At 35.8% G+C, this 18,966-nt stretch carries 13 protein-coding genes and 5 pseudogenes; 4 read left to right on the top strand and 14 right to left on the bottom strand.

All coding sequences use genetic code 11. The annotated features are described in order from the left end of the window. Positions 1–177 precede the first annotated feature (177 nt). A pseudogene (locus JCM21714_RS07480) lies at positions 178–647 on the bottom strand (DUF441 domain-containing protein). A 91-nt stretch (positions 648–738) separates the two neighbouring features. Between JCM21714_RS07480 and ytvI the strand changes: the two are divergent. After that, the gene (gene ytvI, locus JCM21714_RS07475) at positions 739–1,866 is read left to right on the top strand and encodes a sporulation integral membrane protein YtvI (RefSeq protein ID WP_035723024.1); all 1,128 of its coding nucleotides are present in this window, start codon (positions 739–741) and stop codon (positions 1,864–1,866) included. Here the strand turns inward: ytvI and JCM21714_RS07470 are convergent. The 7 genes and pseudogenes from JCM21714_RS07470 to dnaE (JCM21714_RS22890) form a co-directional block, all read right to left on the bottom strand. Beyond that, complete coding sequence (locus tag JCM21714_RS07470; protein ID WP_035723023.1) at positions 1,847–2,239, bottom strand: FxsA family protein; 393 nt, start codon at positions 2,237–2,239, stop codon at positions 1,847–1,849. The two genes, ytvI and JCM21714_RS07470, sit on opposite strands and share 20 nt — an antisense overlap. Before the next feature lie 470 nt (positions 2,240–2,709). Next, positions 2,710–4,483 (bottom strand): annotated as a pseudogene (gene pyk / locus JCM21714_RS07465) (pyruvate kinase). A 66-nt stretch (positions 4,484–4,549) separates the two neighbouring features. After that, the gene (gene pfkA / locus JCM21714_RS07460) at positions 4,550–5,509 is read right to left on the bottom strand and encodes a 6-phosphofructokinase (protein ID WP_035723022.1); all 960 of its coding nucleotides are present in this window, start codon (positions 5,507–5,509) and stop codon (positions 4,550–4,552) included. 354 nt (positions 5,510–5,863) lie between these two features. Then, positions 5,864–6,829, bottom strand: a complete 966-nt coding sequence (accA, locus tag JCM21714_RS07455) for an acetyl-CoA carboxylase carboxyl transferase subunit alpha (protein WP_035723021.1) — start codon at positions 6,827–6,829, stop codon at positions 5,864–5,866. After that, positions 6,807–7,691 (bottom strand): acetyl-CoA carboxylase, carboxyltransferase subunit beta, encoded by an 885-nt coding sequence (gene accD / locus JCM21714_RS07450; protein WP_235182678.1) that lies wholly within the window; start codon positions 7,689–7,691, stop codon positions 6,807–6,809. Before accD ends, accA begins: the two co-directional genes overlap by 23 nt. A gap of 287 nt (positions 7,692–7,978) precedes the next feature. Further along, on the bottom strand, positions 7,979–9,553 hold the full coding sequence (gene dnaE / locus JCM21714_RS22895) for a DNA polymerase III subunit alpha (RefSeq protein ID WP_268748310.1): 1,575 nt from the start codon (positions 9,551–9,553) through the stop codon (positions 7,979–7,981). A gap of 11 nt (positions 9,554–9,564) precedes the next feature. After that, on the bottom strand, positions 9,565–11,271 hold the full coding sequence (gene dnaE, locus JCM21714_RS22890; RefSeq protein WP_268748309.1) for a DNA polymerase III subunit alpha: 1,707 nt from the start codon (positions 11,269–11,271) through the stop codon (positions 9,565–9,567). A gap of 145 nt (positions 11,272–11,416) precedes the next feature. Here dnaE (JCM21714_RS22890) and ytrH point away from each other — a divergent pair, with 145 nt between their 5' ends. After that, positions 11,417–11,749 (top strand): sporulation membrane protein YtrH, encoded by a 333-nt coding sequence (gene ytrH, locus JCM21714_RS07440; RefSeq protein WP_035723019.1) that lies wholly within the window; start codon positions 11,417–11,419, stop codon positions 11,747–11,749. After that, positions 11,749–12,258, top strand: a complete 510-nt coding sequence (gene ytrI / locus JCM21714_RS07435; RefSeq protein WP_035723018.1) for a sporulation membrane protein YtrI — start codon at positions 11,749–11,751, stop codon at positions 12,256–12,258. The genes ytrH and ytrI overlap by 1 nt, the downstream gene beginning before the upstream one ends. Before the next feature lie 50 nt (positions 12,259–12,308). Here ytrI and JCM21714_RS07430 read toward each other — a convergent pair. Beyond that, positions 12,309–13,249 (bottom strand): annotated as a pseudogene (locus JCM21714_RS07430) (DHH family phosphoesterase). A 125-nt stretch (positions 13,250–13,374) separates the two neighbouring features. Between JCM21714_RS07430 and JCM21714_RS07425 the strand changes: the two are divergent. Next, a complete protein-coding gene (locus tag JCM21714_RS07425; RefSeq protein ID WP_035723016.1) occupies positions 13,375–13,677 on the top strand; it encodes a YtpI family protein in 303 nt (100 codons plus the stop codon). A 271-nt stretch (positions 13,678–13,948) separates the two neighbouring features. Here JCM21714_RS07425 and JCM21714_RS07420 read toward each other — a convergent pair. From JCM21714_RS07420 to JCM21714_RS07400, 5 genes and pseudogenes are all read right to left on the bottom strand, one after another. Beyond that, a pseudogene (locus tag JCM21714_RS07420) lies at positions 13,949–15,264 on the bottom strand (DRTGG domain-containing protein). 210 nt (positions 15,265–15,474) lie between these two features. Next, positions 15,475–16,155 carry a metal-dependent hydrolase gene (locus JCM21714_RS07415; protein ID WP_035723014.1) on the bottom strand — a complete coding sequence of 227 codons (681 nt, stop codon included), beginning with the start codon at positions 16,153–16,155 and terminating at the stop codon, positions 15,475–15,477. A 73-nt stretch (positions 16,156–16,228) separates the two neighbouring features. Further along, positions 16,229–17,786 (bottom strand): annotated as a pseudogene (locus tag JCM21714_RS07410) (polyamine aminopropyltransferase). A gap of 74 nt (positions 17,787–17,860) precedes the next feature. After that, positions 17,861–18,259 (bottom strand): DUF350 domain-containing protein, encoded by a 399-nt coding sequence (locus tag JCM21714_RS07405; RefSeq protein ID WP_035723012.1) that lies wholly within the window; start codon positions 18,257–18,259, stop codon positions 17,861–17,863. Between the two features lie 18 nt (positions 18,260–18,277). Continuing rightward, a complete protein-coding gene (locus JCM21714_RS07400) occupies positions 18,278–18,934 on the bottom strand; it encodes a DUF4247 domain-containing protein (RefSeq protein ID WP_035723060.1) in 657 nt (218 codons plus the stop codon). Between the last annotated feature and the right edge of the window lie 32 nt (positions 18,935–18,966).

Here is an 18,966-nt window from a genome sequence, read left to right as displayed (position 1 = left end):
TAAATCCCTCTCCTTTTCTTATCCTTATTGCTTTTCTATTATCATCAAAAACAATAATTACTAGTTACTTTGGAACATCCCCATGCCTATTATAAACAAACAAAAAAAGATAGTAAATGGAAACGATTAAAAATCATCATATTAACTTACTTTGATTCATAGCTTGTACTATATTAATTATTTGATAAAAGGGATACTTTCCAATATTTTAATAATAATATAGGCAATTCCTGCACCGATTAATGGTCCGACAGCTACACCTTGGAAGACAACAACAGCAATAATGGTACCAAGTACCAGTGCCACAGTGACTTGTGGATCATCAGCCAGCAATGTTAACCCATGCTTTGCAACAACAGCAACAAATATACCTGCGATTAATGCTACCCATGCATGGTAGGACTTGATACTTTGCAGTAACTCTTTAAAGCCTATTTCACCTGTTGCAATTGGAATCAGTACAGCAACAGTTATGATAATGACACCCCAGCCAATACCTTTATCTTGAATATATGGAAAAAGTTTATCATCCATTTTAATAATTTCATTCCAAACAATATATATACGGCAACCATTATTGCTTGGTTTTTTGCTATATAACCTAGCAGAAATAAAATTACTAAAAAAATAGTTGAACTTGTTAACATAAATTATCCTCCAAATCGAATAACCAATTTATATCATACCATAATATCCATTGATTTTGAAAAACAAATAGGTTTAAAAGGAGATAGTTTCATGCTCTCTAAGCAAATATTATTTAGAATAGGTTACCTTCTGTTAGTGTTGAGTTTATTCGTGTTCTTGGTCTATTTAATTATTCAATATTTATTTCCCTTCGTTCTAGCTTGTATATTTACGCTGATATTATTACCTATTATTCGATTTCTTCATAAAATTTTTAAAATTCCTTATACTCTTAGTTGTGGTATTACGATATTCATTGCTATTTTAATTAATCTCCTCTTATTTTTCATTGCTGGATTTGAACTGTTACAAGGTATTATTTATTTAACCAAGTGGATACCTGAACATATTCAGTTTTTAATAAGAGAAGTAACAGACAGCTTCAATCAGTGGATACAGCCACTAATACAAAAATTGAATCAATATCTGCATGCTCTTCCTTCTGACCAGCACACATTAATAGAAGAGAAACTATCAGCGATAAGTAATAGCTTAGCAGACCAAGTAGCCAATCTTTTAGAAATCACTCTAAACTGGACCGGTCTTCAAATAGCCAGTTTACCAGGTTCGATGACTGTACTTATGTTTTCCTTTTTATGTACTTTTTTTCTGTGTAAGGATTGGAACAAATTTCATCAATACCTTACAAAAGTCCTTTCAAATACTTATTTAGATTTAGCTTCAACGATTTATCTTCACATAAAAGAAAAGGTAATAAAATATCTAAAAGCACAATTTGCGCTAATATTTATTACCTTTATCATCACCTTATTTGGCTTACTAGTATTTCAAATAGAACACGCCTTTACGATATCGATATGTTTAGCTGTCGTAGATCTTTTACCAATTCTGGGAACAGGTATTATTTTTGTACCATGGGCTTTGTTTTTATTTATTACAGGTGAAACAGCTCTTGCTATTTGTCTTTTTAGTTTATATTTATTGGTTATGTTTTTAAGACAACTATTAGAGCCAAAATTAATATCATCTGCTATTGGCATCCATCCGATTTTAACCATACTTGCGATATATCTAGGTTTTCAATTATTTGGGGGGGTAAAAGGAATTTGGCTTGGTCCTGTTATCTTATTTATTAGTAAAGCATGTGTAGAAGCAAAGCTGTTTCATTTTTTTTGGAATTATATCAGATATAATCAAATCAACGTCGATAAACAGTGAATTTTCCATTATCAATCCACTTTCGCGCAACCTTTTTAAATAAATTCTTAAACGGTCTTCTGGTGATAGGTATTAGAAGAAAGAAGCCTACCGCATCTGTTATAAATCCGGGTGTTAGTAAGACGACACCACCTATTAATATACAGATACCATCAAATATGTGTTCTTGTGGTGGAACACCTCTTGACATCGATTCTCTTGCGTTATTTAACGTTTCTAATCCTTGCTGTTTAGCGAGCCATGCTCCGATTATTCCTGTAAGGATGATCAGTATAATCAACCACCATGGCCCGATATAGCCGCCTGCCCATACGAATAAACCAATCTCCAATGCAGGAACGACTAAAATAAATAAAAGTAACCAGCGAAACATGCAATTCCCCCCCTTCCTCAAGAAACTAACTGAAATCCACACTACCATTATTAAAGAGTAGACACAAACTGCGAACAAGTGACAATTTTGAAAGTATGATGAATGCTATGCAAAAGCTCCGTCCATTTACTTCGCTTCAGTAGTGTTCTACAACTTTAGTGACTGTTAGCATATTGATATCACTACTTATTTTATTTTATTCGAACAGAGATCTACTCAAAGCGGAGGAAAAATGCGACACTCCTGAGGGATCAGTGCGAGCTAAAGATCCACTTTGGAAAGTGCCTTTCTTTTCAAAGTTAGCAGACCGCCGCACCCCTAGGAAAGGGAGTGTTTTTCCGCAGCGACGGATTAAGTCTCATCTACAACTTTTGTAAAGTTTTAGCAACATGTTACCTCACAGTTTCGTTTTACTCTTCTATTATATTTTAAAAAAGAGAAGAAGGCTGGCTTCTTCTCTTTTTGTTATATTATAGTACGCTTGCGTGTCCTGCGTAAATATCACCTTTTTGTGCATCAATCGTAATATCTTGTCCATCATTAATTAATTCAATTGCTTTGTCTACACCTACAATGACTGGAATACCAAGACTTAAACCTACAACCGCAGCATGTGAAGTTAAGCCACCTTCTTCGGTAATAATCCCGGCAGCTTTTTCAATCGAAGGCATCATGTCTTTGTCTGTTCCATAGGTAATAATAATGTCATCTTGCTGAATTTTCAATTTAGCTTCTTCAGCATTTTTTAACAATAATTGCTCGTCCATATGCACTACCTTTGCCAACACCTTGACCTTTTGCTAAGACATCGCCAATTACATGAATCTTCATTAGGTTAGTTGTACCACTTTCTCCAACAGGAACCCCCGCAGTAATAATTACACGATCCCCCCCACGTTTAAAATGATTTGTTTGTAGTCCACGTTCAATCGCTTCTTCTAAAACGTCATCTGTCGTATGAAGTAATCTTCCACTAATTGTTTCAACACCCCCCCATACAAGGGCTAGCCTTCTACTAACCTGTTCATTGAATGCCAGTGCAATAATGGGAGCTTTAGGACGATATTTGGAAATCATCCGAGCTGTAAATCCACTTACCGTTGGAGTTAAAATAGCATCGACATTTAGGTTCATTGCCGTATGGTTCACAGATTGACTAATTCCATCTGTAATTGTCCGATCCGATACTTTTGAGCGAAGATCTAACATACCTTTATGGTCAATTGCTGTTTCTGCCTTTTTAGCAATATTGCTCATTGTTTCAACTGCTTCTACAGGATAATCCCCCCCCGCAGCTGTTTCACCTGATAGCATGATCGCATCTGTGCCATCAAGAATCGCATTAGCAACATCTGATGCTTCTGCTCTTGTTGGACGTGGATTGCGCTGCATAGAGTCTAACATTTGTGTAGCTGTAATAACTGGTTTTCCAGCATTATTACATTTAAAGATCATATCTTTTTGTACTAATGGAACATCTTCTGGCGGGATTTCCACTCCAAGGTCACCACGTGCAACCATTAGCCCATCACTTACTTGCAAGATTGCATCAAGATTTTCAACACCTTCGCGGTTCTCAATCTTAGGAATAATTTGAATATGTGTTGCATTGTTTTCTTCTAATAGTCCTCGTATTTCCAAGACGTCTAAAGCACGACGGACAAATGAGGCAGCAATGAAGTCAACCCCCCCTTGTTCAATACCGAATTTTATATCTGCAACATCTTTTTCTGTCATACCAGGCAAATTAACACTTACGTTTGGCACGTTTACACCTTTCTTATCTTTTAATACTCCAGAATTCAACGCAACCGTTTTTAATTCATTTTTGTCTTTAAGAATTTCTGTAACTTCTAACGCAATAAGACCATCGTCTAAAAGTAAATTAGTTCCGATTTCTACATCATGAATTAATTGTGGATATGTGACAGAAATACGTTCTTCATTACCTTCAATTTCATCCATTGAAACATAAATGGTATTTCCTTTTTTAATATCTGCCATACCCTCTTTTAATGTACCAGTTCGAATTTCGGGTCCTTTAGTATCTAATAAAATTGCCACGGTTTTCCCTAGTTTTTTAGCAGCTTTCCGGATATTTTCAATTCTTGCGCCATGCTCTTCAAAGTCACCATGGGAAAAATTCAAGCGAGCAACATTCATTCCGGCCTTTATTAACTGCTCTAATTTTTCTTGTGATTCTGATGCCGGGCCAATCGTACATACAATTTTAGTTCTTCTCATTTTTTTACGTTCCTCCTTTAGTCTTATCTTGCTCACATCGACTAATATACTGCAATGTCTGATAGATTAAATAGAAAGTTGATTTGATAATTTATACATATTCATATTAATAGTGTGCTTCTCTTTTAGAACTTCTGATATATCATGATCAACTACTAGATTATTTTGAATGCCAACCATACGTCCACCAGCACCAGTTAATAATATATCAACCGCTTTTGCGCCTAAACGGCTTGCTAATACACGGTCATATGCTGATGGAGATCCACCACGTTGTATATGTCCAAGTACAGTTACACGAGTCTCCATACTTGTTTCTTGCTCAACACGTTTACCGTAATCGACTGCACTGCCAACACCTTCTGCAAGGATAATGATACTATGTTTCTTTCCACGATCCTGACCACGTTTCAATTTAGCAACGACACTCTCAAATGTCTCCGTCTCTTCTGGTATCATAATACTTTCTGCACCATTAGCTAAACCAGCCCACAACGCAAGATCTCCAGCATTTCTTCCCATCACTTCAATTACATATGTACGCTCATGTGAGGTAGCGGTATCTCTGATTTTATCGACTGCATCTACTATGGTATTTAATGCTGTATCAAAGCCAATTGTATAATCTGTACCTGGAATATCATTATCAATAGTTCCTGGAACACCAATACATGGAAAACCTTTTTGCGTTAATTTTTCTGCACCACGAAATGATCCATCCCCACCAATGACAATAAGACCTTCTAATCCTATTTTTCTCATTTGTTCAACGGCTCTTTGCTGGCCTTCATCTGTCTTGAATTCTTCCGAACGAGCGGAGTATAATATAGTACCGCCTCTTTGAATAATATCACCAACAGAACCTAGCTCCATTCGTTTAATATTTCCTTCCATTAGACCTTCATACCCATTATAGACACCATAAACTTCTAACTCATGATAAATTGCTTTACGTACAACCGCACGAACAGCTGCGTTCATGCCCGGAGCATCTCCACCACTTGTTAATACACCTATTTTCTTCAAATAAATCACCTCTTTAACAAAAATAAATTGCCCTTATAGCTTTTCTCCTATTTTTTCTCTTTTTAAAATTAAAGAAATTCCATTTAAGATTATACATCAAATAATCTTTAAACTCACCCCCCATAACACTATAATTTTAGCTTATTTCTATCTCCAATGAAAGTTTTTCAACGATTTGATTCTTAATTTGCAAATAAAACGTTTTTATATACATATAATTTATATACTAAACAATTATATGTATATTGATAAATATAGTACAAAAGTACTTTTTAAAGCTCATATAAAAAAGACCAAATTACGATTGAATTTGGCCTTTACGTTAGTATATCTTTTATAAAAATACTATCCAACTCATACTTCAATTAAATGGGAAACTTCTCCGATATTTTTATATTTTTCCCAACGTTTATCTAATAGCGAAGAGCTCGTTACACCTTCAAGTTCTTGCAAGGATTCATCCAACACTCTGCTAATATTCAATGCTTGTGTGACTTTATCACGATGAGCTCCACCTAAAGGCTCAGGGATTACTTCATCTATAATTCCCAGTTCTTTCAGGTCAGGAGCTGTTATTTTTAACGATTTTGCCGCTCGCTCTGCCTGGGTAGAATCTTTCCAAAGCAATGCTGCAGCGCCTTCTGGAGAAATAACCGAATAGGTAGAGTTTTCTAACATATGAATGCGATCGCCTACACCTAACGCAAGTGCTCCACCACTTCCACCTTCTCCAATCACAATACAGATAATTGGAACCGTTAATCCCGCCATTTCCATTAAGTTACGAGCAATTGCTTCACTTTGACCACGTTCTTCCGCAGCTTTACCAGGAAATGCACCTTTCGTATCAATAAAAGTTATAATTGGACGATTAAATTTCTCTGCCTGCTTCATATGACGTAATGCCTTTCGATACCCTTCTGGATGGGCCATACCGAAATTACGCTTCAAGTTCTCTTTGGTATTTTCACCACGTTGATGACCGATAACAGTTACAGGTCTTTCTTTATATTTTGCAATCCCAGCAACAATGGCAGGATCATCACCATAGAGACGATCACCATGAAACTCGATAAAATTCGTAAATAATTGTTCAATATAATCTAATGTAGTAGGGCGATCAACATGTCTCGCAATTTGCACACGATCCCATGGTTTTAGCTTTCCATAAATGTCATTTTCCAATCGTGTTAATCTTTCTTCCATTTTACTTATTTCATCAGACAGATCAATCTCAGAATCCTTCGTCATTGTTTTCAATTCTTCAATTTTCTCTCTTAGTTCTATCACAGGTTTTTCAAACTCGAGAACTTGCTGCATGTGATTCCCCCCCTCCAAACTGATGGATATCAAATATTGTAGCTATCGTGTCTCTCATTTCTTGTCTTGGTATTACTTTATCGACTTGTCCATGTTTCAACTGAAATTCAGCTGTTTGAAAGTCTTTTGGTAACTTTTCACGGATGGTTTGTTCAATAATTCGTTGACCCGCAAAGCCTATCAATGCCCCTGGTTCGGCAAAATTATAATCTCCAATTGATGCAAAACTAGCTGATACTCCACCAGTCGTTGGATTTGTCATCACAGATATAAACAATCCATTATCTGCATGTAAGCGTTGAATAGCGATCGATGTTTTGGCCATTTGCATTAAACTTAACACACCTTCTTGCATACGGGCACCACCAGACGCAGTAAAAATAATAATTGGCATCTTTTCGATACGAGCTTTTTCAATCGCTCTGGCAATCTTTTCTCCAACTACAGATCCCATACTTCCCATTCGAAAACGAGAGTCCATTACTGCAATGGCCATCCTTACCTTGTGGATTCTTCCTTCACCAGTCACAACTGCTTCATTTAATCCAGTTTTGATTATATCACTTTCAATTTTCTCTTCATATTGAGAAAAATTCAAAGGATTCTTAGACAATAAATCTTTATCCCACTCTTTGAAGCTTCCTTCGTCAACTAAATAATTAATGCGCTCATAAGCGGAAATTTGATGATGGTGTCCGCATCCTGGACAAACATTTAAATTTTTCTGCAGTTCTTTTTGATAAAATATTTTTTGACAACCGCCACATTTTTGCATCAAACCTTCTGGCACATCTTTTCTTGCTTTATCACCAGGTATTGATGCATATTTTTTCTTTTTTCCAAATAAATCTTTTAACGCCAAGGAAGATTCCCCCTTCTCCATTACACTTTCAATGTATTCTAATTAAAAATCTCTTATTCTAAGTTTCACTCATATTCTGAAACACATGCACATAAAAATTATCATTATAAACCTTATTATTCTGATTTTCTTAAAGATCATGATGGTTTTATTTATTATTTAAGAAATAATCGCTATCTAATTTTTCCAATTATGAAGTTAATTCTTGAAAAGTTTTCCTAACGGGACGAGCCAATTAACTATTTCATTATAGCAGATCATTAATTGATGTAAAGGGAACATTTCTGCTAAGTGGAATGACGCATTACTACGTTAGGCTCTCCAAAAAGGGACTTAAGCTCTTTTATCACATTCCATGCACTATCAACATTGTAATGAGGTGATAATTTATATAGCTGTTGTTTTTGCTCATTGTAAAGAAGGATCGTTGATGAACCCGGATACTTAGTTGCAACCTCTTTTAACTTATGCATTGCTTCTTCATTATTATTGATAACCTTAATATAAATACTGTCATTTGTTAATTCTCTTTCTTCCAATTGATATGGCTGAATTTCATTTATAATTAGTTGTTTTTTATCGTTTCTTTCTTCTACTTTCCCTTGAATAAAGACAAACTCATCTTCTTCTAACCAATGATTTACTTGTCTAAACACATTCGGAAAAATAACGCCTTCCAACTCATCTGTTTCATCTGCTATCGTCACAAAAGCCATCGTTTCTCCTTTTTTCGTACGAATTACTTTCATGGCCTGGATGACGGCTGCCATCTTAACATTTTTCTTTTTTATATTTTTAGCCTGTTGCATGGAAATATATCCGTATTGGCGAATTTTGTCACGTACCTGTGATAAAGGATGGGTAGATACAAAAAAGCCAATCACTTCTCGCTCCATCATCAACTGTTTCATTATTGGCAAAGGATCTGTTTCCGTATATGAAACATCTAAAGCGAGATCACCTTCAAAAAATCCTAATTGATCGTCAAATTCTCTGAATAGCTCACCTTGTTCAATCGCTTCATCTAAACTCGCTAATAACGTTGCTCGATTATCATGTAAGTCATCAAATGCTCCTGCTAGAATTAATGATTCAAGGATCGATCGATTTATTTTTTGCAATGGTACACGCAGGCAGAAATCAAATAAATTCTTAAACAGCTGGTCTTTTCTTGCTCGAACAATTGCCTGGACAGGTTGGTATCCCACACCTTTAATCATATTTAAACCGATTCGTATAGTATTATTTTCTACTCGAAATCTACCGATACTATGATTTATCGATGGTTGCAAAACTTTAATGTTATGGTTTTTAGCTTCCCTAATATACCCCTGAATTTTATCTGTGTTTCCAATATTAGAACTTAGCATTTCAGCAAAAAAAGAAACAGGATAATTCGCTTTTAAATAAGCCAACTGGTAGGCTATGATACTATATGCGACTGCATGACTTCTATTAAAGCCATAATTCGAAAAGCGGACAATCCACTCAAACACTTCTTCTGCTACTTGCTTTGAATAGCCGTTTTTGTTACAACCATTTAAAAATTTCTGTTTATTTTCTAATAATCCTGTTTTATCCTTTTTACTTACTGCACGTCTTAAAATATCTGCTTCCCCCCCATAACTGAAAGCTGCCATTTTGTTTACGATCTGCATAATTTGCTCCTGGTAAACTAATACACCGAATGTTCGAGATAGTATCGGTTCTAAGTTTGGATGCAGGTAATCTATCTTTTTTCGGTGATGCTTTCGCTCAATATATGTTGGAATGAACTCCATTGGGCCTGGACGATAGAGGGCATTCACTGCTACTATATCCTCAAAATTCGTAGGGCGTAATTCACGTAATACTTTCTGCATCCCTTGCGATTCTAATTGAAATACCCCCCGTTTGTTTCTCCTTTTTGTAATAACTGATATGTTTTTTCATCATCAAAAGGTATGCTTTTTAATTCTATTTGAACATTTTGTTGATAATAAATCTGCTTCACTATCTTTTCTATTAACGTTAAGTTACGCAGGCCAAGAAAGTCCATTTTTAACAAGCCAACATTTGCGAGGTCATTCATCGAGTATTGCGTTAATTCGATATCGTTTTGGGAAGGGATTGTAGCGACATAATTGGTCATTACTTGATCACTGATAATTACGCCTGCAGCGTGTGTTGATACATGCCTCGGTAATCCTTCGAGACGATTTGCAACCTTAAATAGCTGCTTTAATTGCTCCGATTGTTTCACATATTCCGTTAACTCTGGTGTCTGCTTCAGCATCGAAGCAATCGAGGTGTTACTGTCACGGGGGGGCAGGGATTTCAAAATATAGGCTGCATCATTATCACTTATTTCCAATATTTTAAAAAGCTCTCTTAATAACGATCGAGCTGCGAATGTACCAAATGTGATGATTTGGGCCACATGATCCGATCCGTATTTATCCACGACATAGCGAATTACTTCGTCTCTTCTTTCATCTGAAAAGTCGATATCAATATCCGGCATTGTCACACGTTCTGGATTTAAGAAACGCTCGAATAATAAATCATACTTCATTGGATCTACATCTGTTATGCCTAATAAATACGCCACCAATGAGCCTGCCGCCGATCCACGACCTGGTCCAACCATAATATGATTGTCTTTAGCATACTGAACAAAATCCCAAACGATTAAAAAGTAATCACTAAATCCCATTGATTGAATCACATCTATCTCATAATGGAGACGATCTGTAATTGCTTCAGTAACAGTCTGATACTTCTTTGTCAGAAATTCATTACATAATTCTTCTAAAAATTGGTCTGCATGTACATGAGTTGAAAGTGGATATTTTGGTAATAATTTCTGATGCAATGGTAAATCAATCTGACACGTTTGTGCTATATCATCTGCAGTTCTTAATAATTCAGGCCACTCCTGATATACCTGTTCTAATTCTGGTAGCGAAGGTAAATAACTTCCTTCTAATTCATTTCCCATTTCTTTTCTCCACAATAACCCTTGATCGATTGCACGTAGACAACTAAAAGCAGTATCATCTTGTTTATGTAAATATCGGATATCTGGTAACGCTACTTTATTCATTTTATACTTTTCTAAAGCAGTACGATAGGAAATCATTGATGGAGATACACCTAGAAATAGATGATCTAAGTTTAGATTAGATGTAATTTTTTCTAATCGAATATCTAACTCTTCACCCGACCATTGTTTTGTCGGAATAATGGAAATGATTTGACCATCCGCTTCCTGCAGTTCAGATAATGTGAGGGAATAACCATGCTGAATACGTGTACTCCATTCCAACAAATAGTGATACCCGGTTTGATTTTTTGCTAACCAAATCATACTCACCGATTCTTCCTCTAATTCCAATGTACCCTGCAGTCCAATAATCGGATTGATCCCTGCTTCTTTACAGGACTCATAAAAAGATATCGCTCCATGCATCACACCTTCATCTGTCAAGGCGAGATGCTGATAACCCAGTTGCTTCGCCTGTTCTATTAAAGCTGGAATTTGAATCGTACTTCGCATCAGTGTATAACCACTTCTTATTTGCAAAACTGTATTTGGCATGGTTTCACCTCCCTTTTATATCTCATGCGCAAAGATTTCGTTACTAATATTATAGCAGACTCGTAACAACTTGTAAGTTGATAAACATATTGAGGACAAGGTTACATATATTTTAATAAGGTCGATGATGATTGGAGTGATACAGATGGAGGAACGATTTGTAGCTACAATGATTCAATGTTACTTTATCGCTTTTGGTGTTATGATCGGTGGTTCTTTTATCGGAAGTATTGGAGCATTTATGGCAGGCGACGCACCGTTTACACATATAAACAGAATTGCCAAAAGTTTGCGTATATGGGCGATCGTAGCTGCTATCGGTGGAACATTTGATGTGATTTATAATTTTGAAAGAGGAATATTGGAAGGTTCAACGATGGATATGATCAAACAAATTTTTCTAATTATTGCTGCCGTTGCTGGTGCCCATACTGCCTTATTAGTCATCGAATGGTTAATTCAGGAGGAGATCCAATAATGCATATTCCTCCATATTATAAGCGACCCGCTATGCAACGATTTCTGGCAGGTGTATGTCTCGGAACGATTGTGGGATACATCCTATTTATTTATATGTTTGGAGAATTGCAGGAAAAATGGATTGAAGAAAATCTTACCTTACGAGCTGAATTACAGGAATTAAATCAGACATATGAAACGTTAGTAAAAAGTCATAAAGAATTAGATGAGCAGACAAAGGATGGTTTAGTGGTAAATGAAATAGAGATTGAATTTCTTAATTTAAGAGAACTGAAACTGGAGACGGATCGTTTAATGGTTCATAAACTAGAAGAAGCGATTAGAACCGAAGCAAATCATGCCATAGGTAAAAAAGTTATAGATATTGCTAATTCAATCGATCTTTTAATAAACACGATAGAGAATAAAACCATTAATATTGATGATTTTCGATACCATGCTGAGGTTTCGCGTATTATCGTTAATGAAAAGGTGAAATTTTCTATAAAACTTAAAATTGGTACTTAGATACTCAAGGTAAGATAGGGCTGTTCATTTATCGAACAGCCCCCCCAATATTATTTACAGAGAGCTTCTAATTCTGCTAATAATGGATCTATGGTTTCCCATTTATAAATCTTTGCCCCCCCTGATGCCAATGGATGTCCGCCACCTTCATAATTTGCAGCTACTTCATTAATAAAAGGTCCTTTTGAGCGCATGCGAACACGTATAACATCATCTTCTTCTACAAATATAACCCATATTTGAATGCCTTCGATATTTCCCAGTACCCCAACAACAGCACTGGTTTCCGTAGACGTCACATTAAATTTTCCCAAAGTTTCCTTTGTTAACTTGACATGGCTCACACCAGTAGGGGGGGAAACCTCAATATTTGCAAAATATATCCTTTTAATCTGGCAATGTTTAGATTTGTTTTATACATTTCTTCATATATCGCAGAACGGTCAAAATCATAAGCAACCAAATCTGATGCATACTGGAAAGTCCTTTCACTTGTACTCGGATATAAAAAGCGTCCTGTATCAGCTACAATTCCGCTATACAATAGTAATGCTGCACGATCTGTCATTTGTAGACCATTATTTTTTTGTTCCAAATAAAATTGATAGATCATTTCACTGACAGAACTAGCGTTTTCTTCTACCCATTGAATATCCCCATATGCATCCACGACCGGATGGTGGTCAATTTTTATTAATTCTTTCCCTTGTAGATATCGTTGGTCTGAAATACGCTCTTGATTTGCTGTATCACAAACAATTACCAGTGCATTCTTATATGTATGGTCATCAATATCATCCATTGTTGCTAAAAAATCTAAAGAAGCTTCTTCTTCACCAACAACATAGATTGTTTTATCAGGGAAGCTTGCTTTTAATATTTCAGCTAAGCCATTTTGTGATCCGTATGCATCCGGATCTGGTCGAACGTGACGATGAATAATAATGGTGTTGTATTGTTTGATCTTTTCTAATATGTTAGATGTTGTCATAACTTTTAGCTCCTTTTTTTATAAAATTCATCAAATAGGTTTTTCACTAGCAATTGTATACTAGTCACGATACAATAGAAAGGTATTTCTATTAAGACCTATTAGTGGACAGGAGGTCAGTAACCTTGGTTATTTTTCCAATTGTTATTGTGGTATCTTTTATTGTGTACCTTTATTATAAAGTGATGTTAACAAGGGACCATGATCCATTGTCTCAAGAAATTAAAAATGCTAAAGCCAGAATTGCGTTAGGTACGTTCATCAGCTTTTTTGGTATAAATCAATATTTATTTTACCAAACACAGCTGGCATTATTTATTGCAATAATTTTTCTGTTCTTTGGAATTGTTCAAGCATACGGAGGATTCAAACGACTTAATCATTATAAAGCAGAAAATGCTAAACGGGCACAAACTAATCAAACATAAGATTCTTTAAAAGCAAATTGCAAATCCAATTTGCTTATTTTTTACTTTTTCGTTGATCATTATTATAGTTCTGGTAGATTGTTATGTTGTTGACGGGAATTGTGGTCGGCTTTACTGGAAATAACCCTTTTTCTAGTAAAGCGAGCTACTTTTCCCATGAAGCGAGAAGGAATTCCCGTCTAGCGAGAGTATATTCCAGTGAAGAAAATTATCTTATACTTTAAATGTAATTTTCCATCCATAAACTTTAATTGGAAAGTATACCCGTTTATTACCGATCAATAAGTTGTGCCATAAGCAGTGCTTTTCCAACGATTTTCCGTTCATGATATACTTCCACATCAACCTTGGCTGTTTTACGTCCTACATCTATAATTTTCGGTTGAACGCTGATCGTGGTTTCTAACTGGACAGGTTTTATAAAATAAACCGTCATATTTTCTACGACTAGATCACCCTTTTTCTGATTTCTTAACAATCTGCGAGCTGCTTCGATAACAAAGGATACAAAAACCCCCCCATATGATAATGTGCCTAATTGATTCGTCATTTGCGGAGTAATTTCAGCTTGATATTTAGAGTGGTTAGGATCAGTTGGCGAACGATCAAAGTAATTAGAAACAATATCATCAATTGTTTCTCCTACTTGAGGTTGTTTTTGAATATTTTGTAGTGCTTTTAATACATCCTGGCGGGAAATTAATCCTTCTAGTTGATGGTGGTGGTCAACAACTGGCATAATTTCAATACCTTCCCATACCATCATATGGGCTGCATATGCTAATGATGTTTCCTTCATCACTGTCATGGGTTTCTTCGTCATTACCTTTTCTATTAATAAATCCCTGTTTCTGCCTATAACATCCTTTGATGTCACAATACCCACTACTTTATTTTTATCTCCAACTACTGGATAACGCGTATGTGTTGTTTGCTCTTCCCACTCATACCATTTAGAAACCTTATTTTTCGTAGTTAAATAATATGTATCCTCAATTTGGTATAGATATCCTCTACCAAAATAATTTCTTTTTTAATGAGCTGATCATAAATAGCCCGATTAATCATTGCGGCCACAGTAAACGTATCATAGCTTGTAGATATGATCGGCAACTGTTTTTCATCTGCCAGCTTCTTAGTAATATCATCGGTATCAAAGCCGCCTGTTATAAGCACCGCTGCTCCTTCTTTTAAGGCTAATTGGTGGGCTTCCGTTCGATTACCTACAATTAATAGCGAATCTTTTTCCGTATAGCGCATCATCGCATCTAATTTCATCGCACCTATAACAAATTTATTCAATGTTTTATATAATCCATCTCTGCCACCGAGCACTTGGCCATCAACAATACTCACGATTTCTGCAAAGGTTAAATTTTCGAAATTCTCCTTTTGCTTGCGTTCAATGCGAATTGTTCCGACACGCTCTATTGTACTAACCAAACCTTGATTTTCTGCTTCTTTAATGGCACGATAAGCTGTTCCTTCACTTACATTAAGCTCTTTCGCAATTTGCCTAACAGATATTTTGACCCCAACTTGCAAAGCTTCAATATAAGATAAGATTTTTTCATGTTTTGTAGCCAATAGTAGCTCACCATTCTTTCATCTGTACTAGTAATTTATCATCTACTTTTATTATACAGATCATCCATTCAATATTCAATTTATTCTTGTAATAATATATATTAATTGCTTGTTAAATATTAACACTCGATACTGTTTTATTATTTTACAAATAACTGTATCAATAAAATAGACCAAAACATGTGACTGTTTTGGTCTATTAGTTAATAATTATATTTCAATACCTTCACCTGGTTGCAAGGCAATGCCTTCACCCGTTTTTACGTTTCTGCAAAAGGCCTCTCCATCCTGATTAATAAGTGGAAATGTATTATAATGCACGGGCACTACTTTTTTTGCCTGCACCCAATCTGCGGCAATCAGTGCATCCTCTGGTCCCATCGTAAAGTTATCACCAATTGGTAAGAAAGCAAGATCGATGTCATTCATCTCACCAATTAATTTTAAATCAGAAAATAACGCTGTATCTCCTGCGTGATAGACAGTTTTACCTTCCGCATAAAATAGAATACCACCTGGCATCCCGGAATAAATCATGTTACCATCTTCATCTTCAAACAAGGAGCCGTGAAAGGCTGGCGTATATTTCACCTTGCCGAAGTCAAATTCATGTGCACCGCCTATATGCATCGGATGGACGTTCAAATCACGAGACCCTAAGTAGGTTGCCAATTCAAATGGTGCAACGACCAGACAATTCGTGCGTTTTGCAATACTAATGGTATCGCCAACATGATCATTGTGACCATGCGTCAACAAAATCACGTCCGGTTCCTGAGCATCTGCGTCTAAATCACTTGTATCATTTCCGGAAATAAAAGGGTCAATTAAAATAGTATGTTCTTTCGTTTTGATTTTTAAACAAGATTGTCCATGAAAAGATACGTTCATATCTTTAACACTCCTTTATTTAAGAGACTCTAGTAATTAAGTACCCAACTCAGGCGTTCTTTGAAACATGTAACTAATAATAATCCCATGATTTTTCATATAAAGGGATTAATAACGGATCAATTAAAGTATTCACACCTATGTTTTTCTGCTCTCCATTGTTATCCAATATATTTCTATCTTCATCTTTTCCAAATGCTGTTAAACTATTCACGGTATCCTCATCTAAATAATTGGTCTCTACCTCCATATTCAGATTATCAAAGTCAATCGGTTCTCTGCTCGCCATTACGAATCCCCCCCAGTTTCCAAAACTCGGAACATCTACATGGAGATTTTCAACAAATAAACCTGTTGCTTCCACAGTATTGGAAATAGTCCAGTAAACCTCTCTCGCAAATACAGGACTTGTAGCTTGTATCATCGCAGTACCAGATGGTTTTAAGTGGTTACGAATTAATGAATAGAATTCTTTCGTATAAAGCTTATTTAAACTTTCATTATTGGGATCAGGTAAATCTACAATTATCGCATCGAACCAGGCTTCACTTTCTTCTAAAAATTCAAAAGCGTCTCGATTCAGAACTTGTACTTTTGAATTCATTAAAGATCGTTCGTTTAATTCTGTTAGATATGGATTAGTATTTGCTAATTCGACAACAGCAGGGTCTAAATCTACTAAGATTATTTCTTCTACTTCTGAGTATTTCAACAATTCTCTAGCAGCAAGGCCATCCCCACCACCTAACACTAGTATTTTCTCTGGTGAGTCGGTATTTGCAATTGTCGGATGTACTAGTACTTCATGATAACGATGCTCATCGATGGAGCTTAATTGTAAGGAACCATCTAAATAAAGACGCACATCCTGATCACGTTTAGTTAGAATAATCTTTTGATAGCTGCTTTCTTCCAAGTGGATGATGGGATCCTTATATATTTTTTGCTCAAAAGTGAGCGCTATTGATTCACCAAAAAACAGACCACCAATAAGTAATAACGCTATGATACCTCCGAATAATCCATGAAATAGCTTCTTTCTTAATTCTTTTCGAAATAAGTAAAGAACAACTAATGCTACCATTAAGTTAACTATGCCGACTAAAAAAGCTGTCTTGACCATCCCTAATTGTGGTCTTAGTAAGAAAACAAAAAGCAGTCCTCCGATTAATCCGCCAGCGTAATCTGAGAACAATACCCTTGCCGTACTTTTTTCTACGGTCACCCCCTATTTCATTTGCTTTGCGGATCAATATTGGTAACTCCACTCCCGTCAATGCTCCAATCGTTAATGTGATCAAATAAAGAAAAAGAGCATCCGTACCAGATGAGAAAAAGGCAGTAGCACCAAACATAAGAAAACTAGAAAAACCACCTATTAAAGCCACAAAAAATTCAATGTAAATGAAGGATAAAACAAGATTCTTTGTAACTCTTTCACTTAAGCTCGCACCAATCCCCCCCATACCTGTTAAAAATAGCGATATCGTTAAAGTATATTGTTTGACGCCATCACCTAATATATAGGAGCCAAGTGCTCCAAACAGCACTTCAAAAATAATCCCGCAAATCGAGACAATGCCGGAAGCCCAATATATAAAATGACTTTGTCTTCTTTTTATTTCGTCCATATATGCAACTCCACCATCTATCTATTAATTTGAAAAACCTGACCTAATTCGAAAATAAGGCCAGGCTTGCTTGTTTATGTTATCGATGAACCTATAACAAATGCTAAACCGACTGAAACACCAAACGAAATGATACCGACAGCAACATTGTTATCCTTTAATTGTTCTTCCACAGAGAACTTACGAGTAATGCCTTCAAAAATAAGGTATGCGATTAATTGTAACAGCACACCATAAGCACCCCCCCAGATTAAAGTTTGCACTACATCGATACTGTGATAGATAGCAAATGACAGAATAATACAGATCCCAATTATCTTACCTGCTATCGATAAGGCTATTGCTTGATTTCCTTTCTTCACTTCATCCCAATCTTTATATTTTGTTGTTACCCACTCAAAAATGGTTAAGCCTATTAATACAACAATAATTGCCGCTATAAAATAGATAAACGTCGAAATAAATGGTTCCATTTTAAACTCTCCTTTTAATTATTTTCCAGTTCCAGGTCCACCACCACGGAAGGTTCCTAGTCCTCGATTTTTTGTCACGCCACCTTTATTATAGGTTCGAGAGGTGGAATATCCTCCATAACAGTCACTTGATCGACAATAATTTCTGCGATTAGACACCCAATTATTACCGAACATGCTATCCAGCACCCGAATGGCAAAGTATGTAGTTAAAAAGTTAGGTGCGTAATTTTTTTGAACAAATTCTTCACTTGCTACTTCAATAAAGGTTGCATTTGCTATGTCTTCACTATCTTTTATGATAATAAATTGATCAGGATATACCAGAATCTGCTGCCCATCAATATAATCACTAATTTCATCTGGCTGCTTAATCTCCGCTAAAATATCTGCTAATTCCTCCACTTCAAATTGCAATGTCCCATATACGTTTGCCGTCGTGTCTTCCCCTACAACTGAATCAACAAACGGAAAATGATTGGAAATGAGCGCTTCCAAGTTGGAATCATCACTATTTTTCAGCATATCAATTATTTCATTCTTTGATTCTGGAACCTGTAAGTCTTCCTCAGCAATAGTTTTTGATTCATTAAATGCCGACATATCCGTTAAAGAATCTGAACCACATCCAGTAAGAATAACTACTGCCATTAAAATAACACCGATTGTCATCATTTTATGCACTTCTCGATCACCTCCTGTTCCTG

Source organism: Gracilibacillus boraciitolerans JCM 21714 (assembly GCF_000521485.1).
Classification (GTDB): Bacteria; Bacillota; Bacilli; order Bacillales; family Amphibacillaceae; genus Gracilibacillus; species Gracilibacillus boraciitolerans.
The sequence above is the reverse complement of the archived record's forward strand: the minus strand, read 5'-3'. Positions and strand labels throughout refer to the sequence as shown.